This is a genomic window from Stenotrophomonas genospecies 5, from assembly GCF_054473825.1.
The window spans coordinates 1256857-1274151 of sequence record NZ_JBTMUW010000001.1; the positions used below are offsets into that span (position 1 = coordinate 1256857).

General features: G+C 68.0%; 17 protein-coding genes. 5 read left to right on the top strand and 12 right to left on the bottom strand.

Annotation, left to right across the window (positions count from 1 at the left end; translation table 11 throughout):
• Nucleotides 1-21: 21 nt before the first annotated feature.
• The 5 genes from ACX9OW_RS05850 to ACX9OW_RS05870 all read right to left on the bottom strand — a co-directional run bounded on the left by ACX9OW_RS05850 (nucleotide 22) and on the right by ACX9OW_RS05870 (nucleotide 7235).
• Nucleotides 22-1476 carry a surface lipoprotein assembly modifier gene (locus tag ACX9OW_RS05850; protein ID WP_322522677.1) on the bottom strand — a complete coding sequence of 485 codons (1455 nt, stop codon included), beginning with the start codon at nucleotides 1474-1476 and terminating at the stop codon, nucleotides 22-24.
• Between the two features lie 91 nt (nucleotides 1477-1567).
• Nucleotides 1568-2332, bottom strand: coding sequence for a Slam-dependent surface lipoprotein (locus ACX9OW_RS05855; RefSeq protein WP_053516287.1), 765 nt, complete (start codon nucleotides 2330-2332; stop codon nucleotides 1568-1570).
• Between the two features lie 54 nt (nucleotides 2333-2386).
• Nucleotides 2387-5521 (bottom strand): TonB-dependent receptor, encoded by a 3135-nt coding sequence (locus ACX9OW_RS05860; protein WP_459062057.1) that lies wholly within the window; start codon nucleotides 5519-5521, stop codon nucleotides 2387-2389.
• Nucleotides 5522-5695: 174 nt separating this feature from the next.
• On the bottom strand, nucleotides 5696-6652 hold the full coding sequence (locus ACX9OW_RS05865; RefSeq protein WP_459062058.1) for a FecR family protein: 957 nt from the start codon (nucleotides 6650-6652) through the stop codon (nucleotides 5696-5698).
• Nucleotides 6653-6734: 82 nt separating this feature from the next.
• The gene (locus tag ACX9OW_RS05870) at nucleotides 6735-7235 is read right to left on the bottom strand and encodes an RNA polymerase sigma factor (RefSeq protein ID WP_053516292.1); all 501 of its coding nucleotides are present in this window, start codon (nucleotides 7233-7235) and stop codon (nucleotides 6735-6737) included.
• Nucleotides 7236-7456: 221 nt separating this feature from the next.
• On the opposite strand from ACX9OW_RS05870, the gene ACX9OW_RS05875 reads away from it, so the two are divergent.
• Nucleotides 7457-7870, top strand: a complete 414-nt coding sequence (locus ACX9OW_RS05875; protein ID WP_459062059.1) for an OsmC family protein — start codon at nucleotides 7457-7459, stop codon at nucleotides 7868-7870.
• Here the strand turns inward: ACX9OW_RS05875 and ACX9OW_RS05880 are convergent.
• From ACX9OW_RS05880 to ACX9OW_RS05905, 6 genes are all read right to left on the bottom strand, one after another.
• On the bottom strand, nucleotides 7867-8196 hold the full coding sequence (locus tag ACX9OW_RS05880) for a hypothetical protein (protein ID WP_065182343.1): 330 nt from the start codon (nucleotides 8194-8196) through the stop codon (nucleotides 7867-7869). The genes ACX9OW_RS05875 and ACX9OW_RS05880 overlap by 4 nt on opposite strands.
• Before the next feature lie 98 nt (nucleotides 8197-8294).
• Entirely contained in the window at nucleotides 8295-10040 is a 1746-nt protein-coding gene (locus ACX9OW_RS05885) for a putative porin (RefSeq protein WP_459062060.1), read from the bottom strand.
• Between the two features lie 42 nt (nucleotides 10041-10082).
• On the bottom strand, nucleotides 10083-10748 hold the full coding sequence (locus ACX9OW_RS05890) for a cell envelope integrity protein TolA (protein ID WP_053516301.1): 666 nt from the start codon (nucleotides 10746-10748) through the stop codon (nucleotides 10083-10085).
• 39 nt (nucleotides 10749-10787) lie between these two features.
• Entirely contained in the window at nucleotides 10788-11201 is a 414-nt protein-coding gene (locus tag ACX9OW_RS05895) for an ExbD/TolR family protein (RefSeq protein ID WP_459040306.1), read from the bottom strand.
• A gap of 10 nt (nucleotides 11202-11211) precedes the next feature.
• The gene (locus ACX9OW_RS05900; RefSeq protein ID WP_459062061.1) at nucleotides 11212-12996 is read right to left on the bottom strand and encodes a DUF2341 domain-containing protein; all 1785 of its coding nucleotides are present in this window, start codon (nucleotides 12994-12996) and stop codon (nucleotides 11212-11214) included.
• A gap of 38 nt (nucleotides 12997-13034) precedes the next feature.
• Nucleotides 13035-14657 carry a ShlB/FhaC/HecB family hemolysin secretion/activation protein gene (locus ACX9OW_RS05905; RefSeq protein ID WP_459062062.1) on the bottom strand — a complete coding sequence of 541 codons (1623 nt, stop codon included), beginning with the start codon at nucleotides 14655-14657 and terminating at the stop codon, nucleotides 13035-13037.
• A gap of 261 nt (nucleotides 14658-14918) precedes the next feature.
• On the opposite strand from ACX9OW_RS05905, the gene ACX9OW_RS05910 reads away from it, so the two are divergent.
• Entirely contained in the window at nucleotides 14919-15194 is a 276-nt protein-coding gene (locus tag ACX9OW_RS05910; protein WP_229765786.1) for a hypothetical protein, read from the top strand.
• A 7-nt stretch (nucleotides 15195-15201) separates the two neighbouring features.
• On the opposite strand, the gene ACX9OW_RS05915 is transcribed toward ACX9OW_RS05910, so the two are convergent.
• Nucleotides 15202-15660 (bottom strand): hypothetical protein, encoded by a 459-nt coding sequence (locus ACX9OW_RS05915; protein WP_459040304.1) that lies wholly within the window; start codon nucleotides 15658-15660, stop codon nucleotides 15202-15204.
• A gap of 115 nt (nucleotides 15661-15775) precedes the next feature.
• Between ACX9OW_RS05915 and gspH the strand changes: the two genes are divergently transcribed.
• The 3 genes from gspH to ACX9OW_RS05930 are packed head-to-tail and all read left to right on the top strand — an operon-like array spanning nucleotide 15776 to nucleotide 17192.
• Nucleotides 15776-16222: a type II secretion system minor pseudopilin GspH gene (gspH, locus tag ACX9OW_RS05920; RefSeq protein WP_053516372.1), complete on the top strand. Its 447-nt coding sequence runs from the start codon at nucleotides 15776-15778 to the stop codon at nucleotides 16220-16222.
• Nucleotides 16222-16581, top strand: a complete 360-nt coding sequence (gene gspI / locus ACX9OW_RS05925; RefSeq protein WP_193395860.1) for a type II secretion system minor pseudopilin GspI — start codon at nucleotides 16222-16224, stop codon at nucleotides 16579-16581. The genes gspH and gspI overlap by 1 nt, the downstream gene beginning before the upstream one ends.
• Complete coding sequence (locus ACX9OW_RS05930) at nucleotides 16578-17192, top strand: prepilin-type N-terminal cleavage/methylation domain-containing protein (RefSeq protein WP_317233192.1); 615 nt, start codon at nucleotides 16578-16580, stop codon at nucleotides 17190-17192. Before gspI ends, ACX9OW_RS05930 begins: the two co-directional genes overlap by 4 nt.
• Nucleotides 17193-17295: the final 103 nt, after the last annotated feature.

Sequence of the window (17295 nt, forward strand, 5' to 3'; positions counted from 1 at the left end):
CGCTGTGTGCCCGGCCTGCGGTCAGAACGCACGCTCCCATTTGAGGCTCAGCAGGCTGCGGTCATGGCTGTACAGCCAGTCCACATTGCTGTCGATGCGGGTGTAGCGCAGGCTGAGGCTGGGTACCAGGCCTGCCACCGCCAGCCGTTCGCTGCGTACCAGCGCGATGAGGTTCTGCTCGTCGTCGTGCCGGCGCGCTTCCAGCAGCGGACTCCAGGCATCGTAGCTGCGCTCGCGCAGCGAAAGGAACAGCGTGGCAGTCGTGCCGCTCCACTGCCGCGCCGCGCCGACGCGCAGGCCGCGCTGGCGATAGGCATTGGCTGCGTCGGCCGCTCCGCTGTCGGCCAGATCGATGCCGGCGAAGACGGTCCAGCGCGTAGTGAGCGCACGGAACCAGGTGGCGTACAGTGCTCCCATCGAGCCATCGTAGTTGTCGGCCAGCCCCGGTTGCCGATAGCGCTGGCGCTTCCAGTCCGCCTCCAGCTTCAGCAGGCTGCGCGGGTCCAGTGCGTATTGCCATTCCGCATGCGCGCCTGCGGCGCCCTGCAGGGTACGGTTGCCCAGTGCCTGATAGTCGTAGCCGGGGGCCAGCAGCAGGGTGTGCCGCGCACTGCGCCAGCTGTAGCCCACCTGCACAGTGGCGTTGAGTTCGTTGTAGGCGCGGTTGTCTTTCCATGCCTGGCCGAAGGCCAACCCGCGCACATACAGGCCGTGGTGGCCGGCCAGTGCCCAGCGGCGTTCCAGGCTGCCGTCGTAGTCCACCCCCGGTGCGCGCTGGGCATCGGGCAACCTGCGCTCGATGATGCAGTCCTCGCCTACGCCGAACAGGCAGGTGCGGCTGGCCGAACTGCGGTTGATGTTGTCGCTCCATGCAGGTCCGGCGGACAGTGCGCCCTTCCAGCGCCGCCGCGCCTGTAGCGCCTGCAGATACCCCTGCACCCGGCCGCGCACGCCGGCGGTGGCAGGGTCGCGGTCATCGATGCCGGCGGCGATCGCGGTGAACAGCGACGTCGCCTCCCGGTCACGCTGGTCCTCGGCGTAGACCCGCGCCAGTTCAAGCCGCGCAGGCAGGAAATCCGGCTGCCGGGCCAGCAGGGCCTCGTACTCAAGAGCCGCGCGATGATGCTCGCCCGCAACCCGCGCCAGCGCGCCCTGTGCGTAGTGGCGCAGCAGCGGGTCATGGCCGGGAAGTTCAATGTATTCGTGCAGGAAGGCCTGCGCGGCGGGCCATTGCTGGTGCTGCAACGACAGGTACAGCGCCTGGCCCAGGTCGTCGACCGTGCGCTCCACGCGCAGGGTCCGGCCATCGAGGGTGACGGTCGGCCGATCCGGTTCGGCCTGTTGCAGCCGCTGCTGGTCCTGGCGTTGATGGCGCACGTCGTTGCCCTGCTCCAGCACGCGGCGCAGGTCATCCTGCTGGGCGTGCGCCGTGGCGGTCAGCGCCAGCAGAAGGAGGCAGAAAAGAGGGAGGCGCATGGTCGATCCGGTGTGAAGCGATGCAGCGGGCCGAAGCAGGGACTGGCGGATCGCGGCTTGTCCCTGCCCTGCCCCGTCAGGGGCGTGGCGATCAGTTCTTGCTGCCGCCGAAGGCGGTGTCGTACTGGCTGTTGCCGGCGAAGGTGGCGATACCGGCCAGGGTGGCGGCATTGGCACCGAAGAACTGGCCCTGGGTGGTGCCACTGACCGAACCATTGGCGGTGGCCGCGCCTGCGAACGAGGCGGTGGCGCTGTTGATGGTGGCGTTGATGTTGACCGACAGGCCACCGCCGCTGAGGCCGCCCAGCAGAGTGCCGGTGCCGAAGTTGGCGCGGAAGGTGCCGCTGAGCAGGTTGCTGCCGTTGAACTTGTTCAGGCCAGCCACGCTGTAGGTGGCCACGCCGGCCGGCAGGGTGGTGCCGGCACGGTCGCCGACGAAGTAGACCTGGCGGTTGTTGAAGCCACCTGCGGCGCCGTCCTTGGACCATTCACCGAACCAGACATCGCCACTGCCGACCTTGACGAAGTTGAAGTGGCCCATGCCCGAGTGGCTGCCCGGCGCACCGGTGATCGGCATGGCCAGCGTGCGCACGGTGGTGCCATTGACGGTGGTCGGCACCGAATAGCTGGCCAGGCCCTGGAAATCGACGCGACGGGCGTTGGACACGGTGCCGACGCCGATACCGGCCTTGCCGGCCGAGTGCGGGCCACCGTTGACCTGGGAATCACCGACGGCGACATACAGCTCGGCATCGGTCACCGGGCTGGCCGCACCGACGATGTCGGCTGCCTGCGCCGCGCCGGCCAGGGCGAAGGAGGCGGCGACCGCCAGGACGGAACGGGAGATCATTTTCATGGTGTTGCTCCTTGGGTTGAGGGAACTACGGGTACAACGCTTGAATGCAGGTGCTCAGAAGCGTGCGGTGATGCCCAGCTTGAGGGTGCGGCCCGGCGCCGGCAGCGTGGACCGCGTGGCCGGGTCGACGTAGTAGCGGTTGCCGAGATTGCTGCCGACCAGCTCCACGCTGGCGTGCTCGTTGAAGCGCCAGCGCGCATACGCATCCACCGTGGTGATGTTTCCCCAGGTGAAGGGCACGTTCTGCCAGAGCAGGCTGCTGCCACCCGCCAGCAACCGGTCGCGGTAGGCCTGCAGGTCCGGATTGTCGTGGCGCCGGTAGTGGATGATCCGGCTGCCCAGCTCCAGTCGTTCGTCGAACAGGCGGGTGCCCAGCGACGCGTTGACCGACAGCTTCGGAATCGCCTGGGTCAGCAGGTAGCCGCTGACGAACCCATCCTGCACACAGTTCGGGACCAGGCCACGGTTGGCATCCAGCAGCACGGCACTGCTCTCGTCGCAGACCTCGTTCTCCAGCGTGCGGGCGATGCCCAGATCGGTGAAGAAACGGCGGTTGTCGAAGCGCGCCTGCAGTTCGATGCCGCGGATGGTCTGCTTGTCGATGTTGTCGAACAGGAAGTAGGCATCGCGCTCGATCACGTTGCGGGTCTTGTGCACGTAATAGGCCAGCTTGACGTCGGCGTCGGCGGTGTTTCCGAACAGCGCCGACAGGTCGTGCACGTAACCCAGCTCGTAGTTGTAGGCATGCTCCGGCTTGAGGTCATACAGCGGGTTGAGGCTGCTGGAGAACGCGATGGTGCTTTCGAACATGCTCGGGAAACGCACTGCTTCGCTGTAGCGCAGGTAGATGCGCGCGGCCGGCGACAGATGCGCCGTCGCCGAGAAAGTGGGCAGCCACGCGTGATCGCGCTGGCGCCGGTTGCTGCCATCCACCGGCCGCGCCTGCACGGTGTTGCCGATGCTGCAGACCAGGTCGCTGCCGGCGAACAACGGCAGCACGCCCGGGATCGCGGCCACCTCGCCGTTGAGGCAGGGGTTGGTGGCACGGGCATAGTTGCCGTTGGCGTCGGGCAGCCAGGCGATGTTGTGCTCCACTGCCTGCGGTGTTTCGTAATAGGCCAGCAGTCCCCGGATCGAATCATCGATCACCGAGCCCATGCCGATGCTCTCCCAGAACTCGCGTTCTGCTTCCAGCGCATCGATCTCTGCCTGCAGGCTGGCCGGTCGCTCGGGCAGCTCGTTGACCCGATAGGTAGCCTGCTTGCTGCCCACCCCCTTGGTCAGAAGCTCCGGGTGCGCGTCGAGGAAGTCGTCGAAGGCCCAGTAGCGGCTGTAGCGGACGCCGGCGTTGAGGGTGAGGACATCGAGCGGACGCCATTCCAGGTTGAGGTAGCCCTCACCCTCCTGGCGGCGGCCGGCACGCGGAAACATGCGCCAGCCATCAGTGGTGCCGAAGTAAGGATCGCGCGAACCCAGGCTCTCGTACTGCCAGTTGCCCCCTACGGTCAGGTCGAGGCTGGAGTGCAACGCGAAGCGGTTGCTGACCGTCAGGCCGGTGCGATCGTTGCGCGCGTTGGCCAGAGCGGTGTTGCGCAGGATCGGGCTGGCTTCCGGGTCCCATTGCGGATTGCCCGGCGCGAAGTTGGGGAAGCCGCCCGCGGTATAGGTATCGCTGTCGGTCTCGGTGCGCCACAGATTGGCATACAGATCCAGCCAGCGGCTGCCGGCCGGCTGCCAGCGATACTCCAGGTTCCAGGCATCCGAGTCGACGCGGCTCAACGGCCACTGGATGCGGCCGTAGTCCGGCGCCGACAGGATGCGCGAAGGCATGATCTCGCCGTAGTGCGAGAGCGTGTGCCGCCAGCTCGCCTTCAGCTGCTGGTCGTCATTGATCTGCCACGTCGCCTTGAGCAGCCACGACTCCTGTTCACTCGACGTATTGGGCACTTCATCACCCGGCTTGAAGTAGCGGGCCAGCGTGGTGATGTAGTCGATGCCCTGGTACTCGTACTGCTCGCGTGGGTCCTGGTCGTAGTAGTCGCTGCCCTGGCTGCCGGAGAAATAGTTGCCACGCCGGCGCCAGGCATAGGCCGCCATCACGTCCACCGTCTCGCCGCGCAGGCCCAGCGCCAGTCGCCACGCCTGATCCTCGCCATCGAATGGAGTGTTGCCGCTGCGCGACTGCACCGGCACCACCAGGGTACGGTCGTCATAGGGCGAGTTCGGCGACCCCTGCGGGAAACCCGGCACCGTCCGGTAGTCCTCGCCGCTGTGGAGGCGTGGCAGGCGTGGCGCCACCGCGTCGCTGCTGCCTTCTATCTTCAGCTCCCCGCCGAAGCGTTCGCCGGCCGCCACGACGTCATCGATGTCGATGGTCCTGATGACCAGCGCGCCGCCGATGCCGCTGTGCACGTCACGCACCAGGCCGGGCCCCTTGATGACCTGGATGCCACCGATCAGGTTGGGATCGATGTAGTTGCGGTTGCTGACGCCGTTGTAGCCCCGCCACACCGTGAGGGCCTGTTCGCCGCCATCGATGCTCACCGGCACCCGCCCCGGCCCCTGGATGCCGCGGATGTTGATGTCCAGCGCGCCGCTGTTGCGCGCATCGCCGCTGAAAACGCCGACCAGATCCTTGACCACGTCGGCCGGGTTGGCGCCACGGAAGCGCTCCACCCGGTCCCGCCCCGAATACGCCGTGGTCAGGTCCAGCGCGAACACGTCGTCATAGCCACGGCGATCGCGCGCCTCGCCACCTTCCGGCTGCAGGCGACCGGCGACGTCCAGCGTATCGGTCACCCGCACCCCTTCCCCCTCGGCCGATGCCTGCGTTGCGTCCGCGGCGGCGCGCAGGCTCCAGGTGCCATCCAGGCCTCGCTGGGCACGCACGCCACTGCCCTGCAGCAGCCGCTGCAGCGCCTGCATCTGGCTGTACTCACCCTGCACCGCAGTGGAGCGACGCCCTTCGACCAGGTCGCTGCGGAACACCACCTGCGCATCGGCCTGGCGCCCGAAGGCACGTACCGCGTCTGCCAGCGACTGCTCCGGGATTGCGTACTGGCGCAGCGCCGCCGCTGTGCTGGGTTGCGCCTGCGCGGCCGGCACCCGGGCCAGCGGCAGCAGTGCGGTGCAGATGGCCAGGGCCAGTGTGGTGGCGCGACGGTGGCAGGCAGACGCCGTGGACGGCATGGACAGAACTCCTCAAGCGTAGGGAAACCACGGGCACAGCCGCTGCCGGTGGTGTGTCTGGCTTGAGGAAAAACGGTGTTTCGCTCTGGCTGTACCTCTATAGACAGCGCACGCTGCAGGCTGCCCACGCTTTTTTCAGGTTTTTTTCATCGCGATCTCCAAACCCTGCCGGCATCACCAGACCACCAGCGCGCCACCCGGCAGCCGCTGCACGCGCAGGCCCGCCTGGGCCGCCACTGCGGTGATGGCCGGGTCCGGCTGGCGCAGATGGAACAGGCCACTGACCCGGATCTGCTCCGCTTTTCTCCCCAGCACCCAGACCGGTGCGGCCCGATAGCGCGCCAACCGATCGATGGCCTGGGCCGCGCTCAGATCGTCGATGGCAACCTCACCGCGCCGCCAGGGTGCCACCGCGTCGCTGGCGAGGCTGCTCACCGGCTGCAGCCAGCGTCCGTCACGGAACGCGCGTGCCTGCCCTGCATGCAGCCGTTGCAGGCTGCCATCACCGGGATGTACGTCCACTACCCCTTCGCTGACCTGGGCGGTCACCACCGCGTCCTGCAACGAAACGCTGAACGCGGTACCGATGTCGCGCACCAGGCCACCGCCGGCCTCGACCCGGAACGGCCGCGCTTCATGCGCGACCCGGAACCACGCCTGCCCGCGCAGCAGCCGCAGTTGCCGCTGATGCCCATCGAATGCGACGGCCAGCGCGGTGCGGGCATCCAGCACGATCGTGCTGCCATCCTCCAGTTGCACCACACGGGGTGCATCGCCGCTACGCAGATCGCTGCGCGCCCACAATGCGACCCCGGGGAGGGCTGGGACCGCCAGCACCACCGCGGCCACGCTGGCCCACCACCAGGACAGGCGCCTGCGCGGGGCGATCGGGCGCAGGCCCTGGCGATCGGAGGTCAGTGCCGGCAGTGCGGCCAGCACCTCCGGCCCAGCCGCGTCCAGGCCGTCCCAGAATGCCTGCTGGCGGCGCCAGGCCAAGGCATGGCGCGGATCGGCCTGCAGCCATCGCTGCAGGGCCCGCTGCTGCCGGTCCGGCAACGGGCCTGCACTGCACCGGATCACCCAGCGCAACGCCTGCCTGGCCTGTCGCGGCGAGGGTTCGGACGTGGTCATGGTCGTAGCCTGTCGCACCACGAACCGGTGCGCGTGACTGTTGTGACAAGGGCGGGCGGCCTCTGCCCACGGTAATTGCAGGTCATCGGCGTGCGCCCTGCTGGTGCTGCTGGATCAGCATTGCCGCGCGCAGCACATGCTTGCCGACCAGGCTCTTGGAAATGCCCAGGCGAGCGGCGATCTCACGCTCGCTCAGGCCCAGGTAGCGGTTGAGCACGAAACACTCCCGCACCTGCGGCGGCAGCGCAAGGATGGTCCGGGTGATCTCGCGCAGCTGCGCCTGGTCCAGCGCCTGTTGCTCACCACCAACGGCATCGCCGACCTCGCACGCGTACTCGGCCATCGCCCGCCGTTCGCGTGCGTCGGCCTGACTGCGGTTGAGGGCGTGGTGGTACGCCATGCGGTACAGGTAACCGCGCGGTTCAAGGATCGGCGGATCGCCGGGCACGCTGCTGGCCTTCAGGTACAGGTTCTGCAGGGTGTCCTCGGTGCTGGCCGGGTCCAGGTAGCGCGCGATGAAGCGTGACAACGCACGGCGCTCGCGGATCAACAGCTCGACCAGCGCCAGGGCATTGGGAGACATAGGTGCCAGGCCGGACCGGGGAATGATGGGCGTGATGGCGACGGTCCGGGACGTGATTGTAGGGCGCGGCACCCCATCACGCCCAGCCCGCACCACGGCACCCGCCACTCCCGGGATCGTCAGTCCCATTGTCACGATAGCCCTGCCACCCGATCATCACCGGTGATGGCCGCGCGGCACCGCGCCTGATCCGGCCCCACATCCCCCGCACAGGAAAGCCCATGGCCTACGCACGCATTGTCTCGACGGCTGACAACTACCTGCACCACATCAGCAACGGCACCTTCGATGTCAACGCCGACGAGCCGGCCTCGCTGGGTGGCCAGGGCAAGGGATTCGCCCCGTTCGACCTGTACCTGGCCTCACTGGCCGCCTGCACCGCCATCACCCTGCGCATGTACGCCCAGCGCAAGGGCTGGGAGCTGGGTGAGTTCCATGCCGAACTGCGCTCGGAGCGCGATCCTGATGGCCGTCTCCATCTGCACCGCATACTGCATGCCAGCGCCGCGCTGGACGATGCCCAGTGGCAGCGCCTGCTGGAGGTGGTCGAGAAGACCCCGGTCACCCTGGTGATGCGCGAAGGGGCGCGCATCACCAGCGAACGCGGCCAGAACGCCGCTCCCGGAAAGTGCTAGCGGCGGGGATGCAGCACGGTGCGCCGGCGCATCGCGTTGAACTCCCGCTCCACCTGCTGGATGTCCTCGGCCTGGAAACCCGCGGCATCCAGCATCTGGTTGGCCGCGGCGGCCGCCAGCGGATCGTCGTCACGCTGGCGCCAGCAGCGGGACGGCAGGAAATAGCCCACCTCGCTGCGCCCGCGCATGATCACCACCGGGCGGCCGGCGTACAGCAGGAACTCGGCCAGGTGCTGGCGCAGGCCCTCCACCGAGACATAGGCCGGACCGATGCCCAGCATCTGGCTGGACGTCCCGGGATTTTCGAACAGCTTGCGACGGCTCATCACACTCCTCCTTGTTGCCACGCGTGGTCTCCTTTCCCTAGACGGGCGCATCGCTGCACCCCCGCCACGTTTCGTGCCGGCCCGTCATCGCTGGCGGCTCAGAAGCCGGTGTTGAACTCCAGCTGGAACACATCGATCGCCAGCGGCGGGCCCGACACCGCCTTGGCAGCCATCCACTTGCCGCTGATCCAGCTGCGCGTGTCCAACGCATAGGCACCACCCACGTAATAGCCGCGCGCGTTGGTGCCACCCAGATGGAAGTTCGGATCGTTGTAGGCATCCGGCAGCGCATCGGCCTCGATCCGCTTGTAGCCCAGCAGTGCCTGCCACTGCCCCTTCTCCTTCAGATCGATGGCGCCGAACGTTGCCTGCAGCATCCACGCGGTGTCGCCGCTGCGGAACGTATCGATGCCGGGAGCGTCACCCGCACCGAAATTGTTGACGATGCCGTTGTTCGCGCGGCGGAACATCGCCCGCGTGTCGTACGCCAGGTTGCGGATGAAGTCACCTTCCAGGCGCAGTCCGATGTCCTGCGCCAGCCGGGTATCCCAACGCAGGTTCAGCGTGGCCAGGCGGAAGGCGGACGCCAGGCCGACATACTGCGGCGTCGGCGTGCCGGCCGGATCCATCGGATTGAGCGCGATGTCGCGGATCAGCATCAGGGTGTTGCCCTTCTGCATGAACGCCGGGCGCGACCAGTCGGTGTCGCAGCCGACGGCGCCGGAGTACAGGGCACAGGGCGAGGACAGCCGACCGCTGATGTTCTTGAAGTCGTAGTAGCCCAGTGCGGCCCGCAGTGCGTTGTCGTCGTTGAAGCGCCAGTTCACGCCAGCCTGCGCGCCGGACAGCCATTTGTTCTCGTTCGGCGACTTCTCTCCGCTGCGGCTCTGCAGGCTGTCCGAGGTGTACTCCAGCGGCGCCACGGCAAGGGTGCCGAACAGGTCCAGATCGCCGTCGCCGAACCCGTACTTCAGGTTGGCGGCAAGTCCATCGAAATTCAGATCGTTGGAGAACAGGGTGTCGCTGCTCCAGAACGGATTGCCGAAACGGCCACCACGCACGGTCAGCCAGTCGGCCGGACTGTAGGCCAGCCACGCCTGGTCGAGCCACACGTCCTTCTTGCTCAGGCCGCCCCCCAGCTGCTCGGTGGTGGACACCGGGCCATTGCTGCTGCCGCTGGCCAGTCGGATGCCAGCGGTGGTGTGATCGCCGATCATGGCCTCGACCCCCAGGCGGGCGCGGATGCGCCACAGGTTACGGCGGTCCTGTCGGGTGTTGAGCAAGGGCGGCAGCTGCAGGTTGGTATTGGTGTTGGTGTCGAATCCACTGCCCGCATTGACCGCGGCCCAGTTGCTGACGATGCCGCTGTTGTCATCGCCATAGAAGCGCGACTCGCTGCGCACACGCACGTCCCCGGTCACCTTGATGCGCTGTGTCCATTCGGCGACCTCATTCGGCGCCGCCCAGCCCTCCGCCTTCGCCTGCGCCATTACGTCCTGGCGCACTTCGTCGCGGATGCCATCACGGACACTCTGCGGCACATAGGGCACACGCACATCGCCCGTCTCAAGCGCGATGCCTCCACTGCTGGCCGATGCAGCACCGGCAGCACCGCGCTGGGCTGCTGCTGCCTCGGCTTCGGCCTGCACCAGCAGCGCCTGGCCGTCCTCGGGCTTGAGCGCGCCAGTGGCCATCAGGCCTTTGATCAGCTTGATCATGGTGGTCTCAGCAGCCATTGCACCGGCCGGCGCCGCCAGGCTGAGCAGCACAGCGCAGCACAGCAGCGCCCGTCGGGCCGGCCGCGACGGGCGGGAGTCGGTTCGAGCGCGGACGTGGTTGTTCATCACGGTTCTCATCGGAAGAAGGGAAATCGGGGAAATCACGGTTCACGCCCCCGGCCTGCGGCCCTGCACAAGCACGCGCGCGGGGAAGTCCAGTGAAGGTGGCGGCGGCTGGTCCACCCGGCCGATCTGGCGCAGCGCGTCGAGCACGGCGGCGTCGGCCTCTTCATTGCCGCTGCCGCGCACCAGCTCGACTTTCTCCAGGCGCCCATCCGGCGCCAGCCACACGTTCACCTGCAACTGGAAGGCCAGGCGCTTGACCCGCGCATCGCGCGCAATCGCCTGCTGCATCAGGTAACCCAGATAGCGGCCATAGGTGGCATTGCCGGCACCACCGCGACCGGTACCGGACGCGCCGCCGCCACTGCCCGCCTGGATGCCGAAGTTGTCACCGCCCGCCTGCGCGTCGGCGTTCATGGTCACCGGGTCGGCGTTGTCCGGCGTCGGCGTCGGCTCCTCGGCCGGGGTCGGCTGATCCAGCGGCTCTGGCTCGGGCAGGGTCTCCTCCGGCGGGGTCTCCGGTTCGGGGGGCTTCTCAGGCGGCGGCGGTGGGGGTGGCGGCGGGGGTGGCAACGCCAGCATCGGCGGCTGCACCACGGGGCGGCGGGTGCTGGCCGTGTCCTTGAACAGCAGCCACCACAGCACGGCGCCCACTACCAGCAGCACCGCCAGCACCAGCGCGACGGTCACCAGCAGCGGGCGGTCACGCATGCCGGGCTCCGGCCGTGGGGAATGAGGGCCGGTCATGCCTCAGCCCTGTGCCTTGCCGGTGACCAGGCCAACCTGGGCCAGTTCCAGCCGCCGCAGCAGATCCAGCACCTCGACCACGCGCGCGTACTGCACCTGGGCGTCGCCACGCACGATTACCGGGAAGTCCGGCGAGGTCGCGCGTTCTGTCCTCAGGCGGTCCTCCAGCTCGGCAATCGTCACCGGGTAGGCGTCAAGGAACACCTGGCCGCTGGGATCGATGGTGATCGCCTTGGTCTTGGGCTTCTCCAGCGCCACACTGTTGCTGGCCTTCGGCAGGTTGACCTCGATGCCGGGAATGGAGGCGTTGCTGGTGAGGATGAAGATCACCAGCACCACCAGCAGCACATCGACGAAGGGCGTCACGTTGATGCCCTTCTCGCGCTTCTTGATGCCGAACTTCGCCTTCTGGGCCATGACGCGCTCCTCAGCCCTGCACCGTGGCCGGGCCGCGCCCGTCCTGCTCTTCAGCCAGGCGGGCGGCGAATTCGTCGATGAACACGGCCATGTCGGCACCGATGGCCTCGGCGCGTGCGCCCAGCCAGTTGTAGCCGAACAGTGCCGGGATCGCGACGCCGAGGCCGGCGGCCGTACACAGCAAAGCCGCCGCCATGCCCGGCGCGACCGAGTTGATGTCCACCGCACCGGCCATCGCCGCGACCACGAACACCAGCATGATGCCGATCACCGTACCGAACAGGCCCACATAGGGCGCGCCTTCGATGGTGGTGGACAGCCAGTTCATGCGACGCGACATCGCCTCCTGCTCGCGCACCATCACCGCATCCATCGATGCGCGGATCGCCGCGATGGTCGCCGCGCTCAGATAGCCGCCGTTGCCGTCGCGCTGGTGGCGTTGCTGCATCTCATCGATGGCCACCTGATAGATGCGCCACAGCGAACCGTCGCGCATGGCCGCCGGTGCCTGGCCCTGCCGGTCCATGTCCGAGAGCGTGCGCAGCGGCACGCCGGCCAGCTTGCCGAAAGCATCAGTGAACACCGCATTGGCCTTGCCGGTGCGGCCGAAGTGACGGCTCTTGGCGATCATGATCGCCCACGACATCAGCATCATCAGGCCGAGGATGGCCACCACCACCCAGGCGTCGAACGGCATCGCCTTCAGGATGAAGCCGAAGTGACTCTGGCCCATGGACTGCTCATCGGCGCCATAGCTGATCAGGCGTGAGTCAGCGCCCTGCGCGGTGGCATCGGCCAGCAGCAGTGCCGCCGGACGCGCAACGCGAGAAATCCGCAGTTCATCCAGCGCACCGTCGAAGCTGGCCAGCGGCTGCTCGGCACCCGGCGCGTCAGCACCCACCACCGCTGCGGTGGACATGGCCGGAAGTTCGCCGCTGAGCTGCGCCACCACGTGGCCATTGAGATACAGCTGCAGCGACCCCTTCTCCGCCGTCAGCGCCAGATGCGCCCACTGTCCCTCCGGAATCGGCTGCGCAGGCGTGCTGCGCTGGCCATTGAGCTGCACGAACGGCACCCGGTTGTCGATGCCCAGCAGCAGTTCCGCGCTGCCATCGCGACGGGCATAGATGGCCTGCGCCGCATTCTGTGCACCCGGCTTGATCCACGCGGACACGGTCAATGGCGCGCCGGCCTCCTGCGCCAGCGAAGCACTGGCTGGCAGCGGCAGCGCAGTGCCGGCGAACTGCACGCCGCGACCGATCACCGAACCTTCGGCGGCCGGCACCACTGCGCCCGCATTGTTGCCGTAGGCCGTGGTGTCACGTGCCGGGGCATTGGCGTCGGCGAAGTGGTAGACCAGCGTGTAGTCCGGATCGAATACCTGCTGTCCATTCCCACTGGCCGGCGCCTTGTCGTTGCCGTAGTACATCCAGATCGTCTGAGGTGCGGCGGCGCTGACGGCCGGCACATCCACCCACACCAGAGCCAGCCCCAGCGCCGGGTCGAACTGTTCGATCTGGTGCGCCAGCACGGTGCGCCCGTCCGCCGACACGAAACGCAGATCGCTGCCGGCATCCTGGGTGCCGTCGAAACCGAAGTTGCCCGTATGCAGGCGCAGCAGCAGCGGGGTTCGACCGGGATCGCCTGCCAGACCGGCACCCTGCGGGCCTGCGTCGATCGTGATCGGCTTGCGGTATTTCCATTCGGCCTGCCACCAGCTGGCATCGGCCGCAGCGGCGGGTAGCGCGATCAGCGCGGCCAGCAGCAGCAACATCCGGGAAAGCAAACGGTCCATGCGAGGGGTCTCCGGAGAACGCATGTTCAAGGGAAGGGTCAGTAACTGGTGCTGATGTTGAAATGCAGCCGCGGGTCGTCCTTGCGGGTCACCGGCCCATCGGCATAGGGCCACGCATAGTCCAGGCGCAACTGCAGGTGATCTCCCAGGCGCAGCTGCGCGCCGAGCCCGACCGAGGCCAGGTTGTACTGGTCGCGCTGTTCGGGCAGCGGCCGCCGCAGGCGCAGGTAGGCCGCGTCGGCAAAGCTGTACACGCGAAGCTGGCTGCCGCTCCACAGCGGCCATGCCGGGGTGCGCCATTCCAGGTTCGCCACACCGCCGTAGTCACCGATCGCCTCGGCCGACAGGTAGCCGCGCACGGTGTACATGCCACCGGCGGCGAACTGCTCGGCCGAGACCAGTGGCGCATCGGTCACCTGCAGGGCCCCGCGTGCATACCATTGCCAATCGCTGCCGAAGGTATGCGTATTCGACACATCGGCCTTGAGTGCGACGAAGCTGGGATCGGCCCACGCCCGCTTCTGGCTGAAGTCGTACCCATTGCTGCCATAGCCGAACAGGCGGCGGGTTCCGGCCACCAGCTGCGTGCTGATGCTCAGCTGGTCCTGTTCGCCCTGGCGCACACCCACGAATGCCAGCGTGAGCGGTGCGTACTTCAGGGGAGTCTTCAGGTTGTCGCTGCCCATCCAGGTGTCCTCCTCGGTGTCCTTGAAGTCGACGCCGAGGCTGAGCTGCCGCCACCATGCAGTGCTGCCGGGCAGGCGGTAATTGAGCTTGAGGCCGATCGAATGACCATTGCCGACCACGTTGGTGCCGGTTCCCGCGCCCCCCTGGCCGCCGGCATTGAGCACGCGGCTGTCGGAGGTATAGCCCGATGCCTCCAGGCTCCAGGGGCTGCCTTCAAACGGCAGCGTGTACGACGCCGAGAACACCTTGGCCTGATCGGTATCTTGCGGAGCGAGGAACACGCCGAGACTGGCGCTGTGCCCGCGTCCCCACAGGTTGTCATCCGCCAGCGAGGCACTCAGGCGCAGTTTCTCGGTGTCGGCACTGCGGTCATTGTTGAGTGCGGCGCTCGCTCGCCAGGGCGACTTTTCTTCCACCTGCAGGTCCACGTCCATCGTGCCGGGCGTCTTTCCCTCACGGACCAGCGGCATCACCTGGCGGCGACCGCCTTCGTTGAGCGCGGTCAGTTCCTTCTGCGCCCGGTCGAAATCCGGCACCTGGCCCTCCGCCAGCGCCGGTACCCGTGCGCGGATCCGCGCCGCCGCAGCAGGCGCCGCACCGACCACGCGCAGTTCGCCGATCGGCGTCTGCTGCACCTTCAGCAGCACCACGCCGGCACTGACCTGCTGCTCGGGCAGTTCCACGTACACCGACTGGTATCCCGCCTGCTGGTACAGCGCGCTGACTGCATCGCGCGCCTGCTCGACGTCGGCCAACGTCCTGCCCGGGCCGAGATAGGGCTCAACGGCGCGCTCGATCAGACGCGGATCGAGTACGGTGTTGCCGCGCACGATGTACTCGTTGATGTTCACCCTGGCCGCCGGCGTGGCATCCTGCGCGAGCAGCGGCAATGGCAGGGACGCCACGGCCAGCGCGAGTACCCGCGGACGCAGGCGCAGCGGGAGTCGGACAGCTCGGCACGGAACAGGCGTCATTGAAGGCATCGCGTCGTATCGAAGGAAGTGGCCAGGGAGCGGCGCGTGGGTCTACCCACAGGACGTGCAGGGCGCGTCAAAGCCGCCAACAGTTTTGTGACAGCACTGTCATCTGTTGACGGCGGCGGAATGCGCGCAGGCGGACACTGCGCCCGCCACCCGTCCATGAAGCAGCCGACATGGGGTGGCGGGAGATAGGAGATGAGCATGATCCTGATTGCATGGCGCTGGCCTGCCGTGGCGTTGCTCGCGTCCATCGCGATGCCGATTGCGCACGCCGATGACCGCGCAACGCGCGCGGACACACCGCCCTGCATCGACGTGCAGGTCAACGGAGAGCGCATTCCGGCCTGGGAATGTCTGCAGCGCAGGCTCGCACCGGCACCGCCGCGTGCACGATCACCGCGCCTGTCCGAGTCGGAGCGGCTGATGCGGCAGCCCGGCAACCAGCTCATGCAGTACAACCTGGAAGGCACCCGGCAACGGATGGGCGACGCCTTTGGTCGCTCGGTGACACCGCAGCGCCCCTCTCGCTGATCGCGCCTCAGTGCCGCCCCGCAGCGGCAGGCACGATGCCGTCGGCAGGAACGGGCTGCAGCGCGGGCACCGGCAGGCTGCGCGACCGCCCCGCCTGCTGCAGTTCGATGGTCTCTGCGCCGATGCCGGCCAGTACCGTGGACGGTCCCAGGCGCTGCCCCGGCACATAGGCATCGACCGCGCCACCATCGACCGACAGCAGTGCCAGCGGTGCGTGCGCGCTGGCCATCACACCCAGTACCACTACCTCGGTGTGGATCGCACCCGGTGACAGCAGCCGCACCAGCGGAGCGCTGGCCGCAGCGTCGAACGGTGGCCGGGCCGGTGTCGACGGCCTTACCGCGCTGGCCGCCGCGGGTGGTCCTGCAGCGAACAGGGCAATGCCCCAGTAGGCCATCACGGCCAGCAGCAGCGTCGCCGCCAGCAGTGTCAGCAGGTGATTGCGATCCCAGCGCCTGCCGTCCATGTTCCGCACCTTCGTCGACATTGACGGCCACCACGCTAGCAGTCGCCGCTGACGCTTTTGTTTCATCATCCGCCGCTACCCTGTCCGCGATCGGCAGGCACAGGAGGCGATGTCGATGCGGCGCATCCCGCGCGGCTTCACCCTGCTGGAACTGATGGTGGTGCTGGTCATCATCGGCATCTGTACAACGGCCATCGGCCTGGGCCTGGGCACACTGCTCGATCCTGCGCGCCAGCTCCGTCAGGAAGGCGAGCGATTGGCGCAACGCCTGCAGGTGGCACGCGATGAGGCCCGCATCGATGGCCGTAGCCTCCGCTGGCAGGCGGATGCCGAGGGCTACCGCTTCAGCCGACGCGAGGGCGACCGCTGGACCGACGTGCAGCGCGACGACCTGCTGCGCCCCCAGCGGTGGCAGAGCCCGGGCATCGCCGTACAGCCGGCGGCAGCCATCGAACTGAGTCCGGAATGGATCGGCGTGCCGTGGGAGCTGGCGCTGTCGCTGCAGGGGCGACAGCTGCGCCTTCGCGACGACGGCAGTGGACAGCTGCAGGTCGTGCAGTGATGGGGCCGCGGCGGGGGTTCACCTTGATCGAGGTACTGATCGCACTGGCCATCGTGGCAGTCGCGCTGGCGGCGGTGATGCGCTCGGTGGCAGTGGCAACCGATGACCAGTCGCGGCTGCGCGACCGACGTCTGGCACTGCTGTGCGCACAGGACCGCTGGCAGGAACTGCGGCTGGCCGCGCAACCGCCCGCGGATGTGCAGCAGCGCTGCGTGCAGGGTCGCAGCCGCTTCCTGGTGCGGCAGCATCTGGGCAGCGGCAGCGACGGGCAGCCGCTGCTGGAGCTCATCGTGGTGGCGGAGGATGCACCAACGCAGTCGCTGGCACGCATGCTGCTGCCATGGACCGCTGCACCGTGAAACGGCGCGTGCAGGGCTTCACCCTGATCGAAGTGATGATCGCGATCACCCTCATGGGCGTGCTGGCCGTGATCTGCTGGCGTGCGCTGGACAGCGTGTCCACCAGTGACCAGCGACTGCGCCAGGCTGATGCAGGCACCAATGCCGCATTGCGGGTGCTGCAGCAGTTCCAGCGCGACATCGAGATGCGCGCGGACGATGCCCTGATGAATGGTGCGGTACGCCCCGCTGACCAGCCACAGCGCCTGCTGCCGCCGGCGCTGGTCAGCGAACGGCAGGCCGACGGCAGTTTCGCGCTGGAGATCACCCGCAGCGTCGGCAGCGACGGGCTGCGCTGGCAGCGGGTGCGCTGGTGGCGCCAGGGCAATACCCTGTGGCGGGCCAGCGGGCCGCCATCGGATCGCTATCCGTTGCCGCCACCAGAGCAGTCACGCGGGCTGGCCGTGGCGCACGATGTCCAGTTCTTCGATGTGCGCGCCTGGCAGCCGGGCGCCGGCTGGACGACGCTGCCCAGCCAGGGCCTGCTGCTGCCGGCCACCGGGCTGGAACTGAGGCTGCGGCTGCGTGATGGCCGCGGTCCGTTGAGCTACCGTCGCGTCCTTGAACTCTAGCCGCAGACGCAGCTGCACGCCGTCGACCCACGTCATCCGGGGCGCAGCGTCCGCCATCCCGGCCACCGGGCGCTGTCCCGCGCCCGGTGGCGCCTGTGGGTGC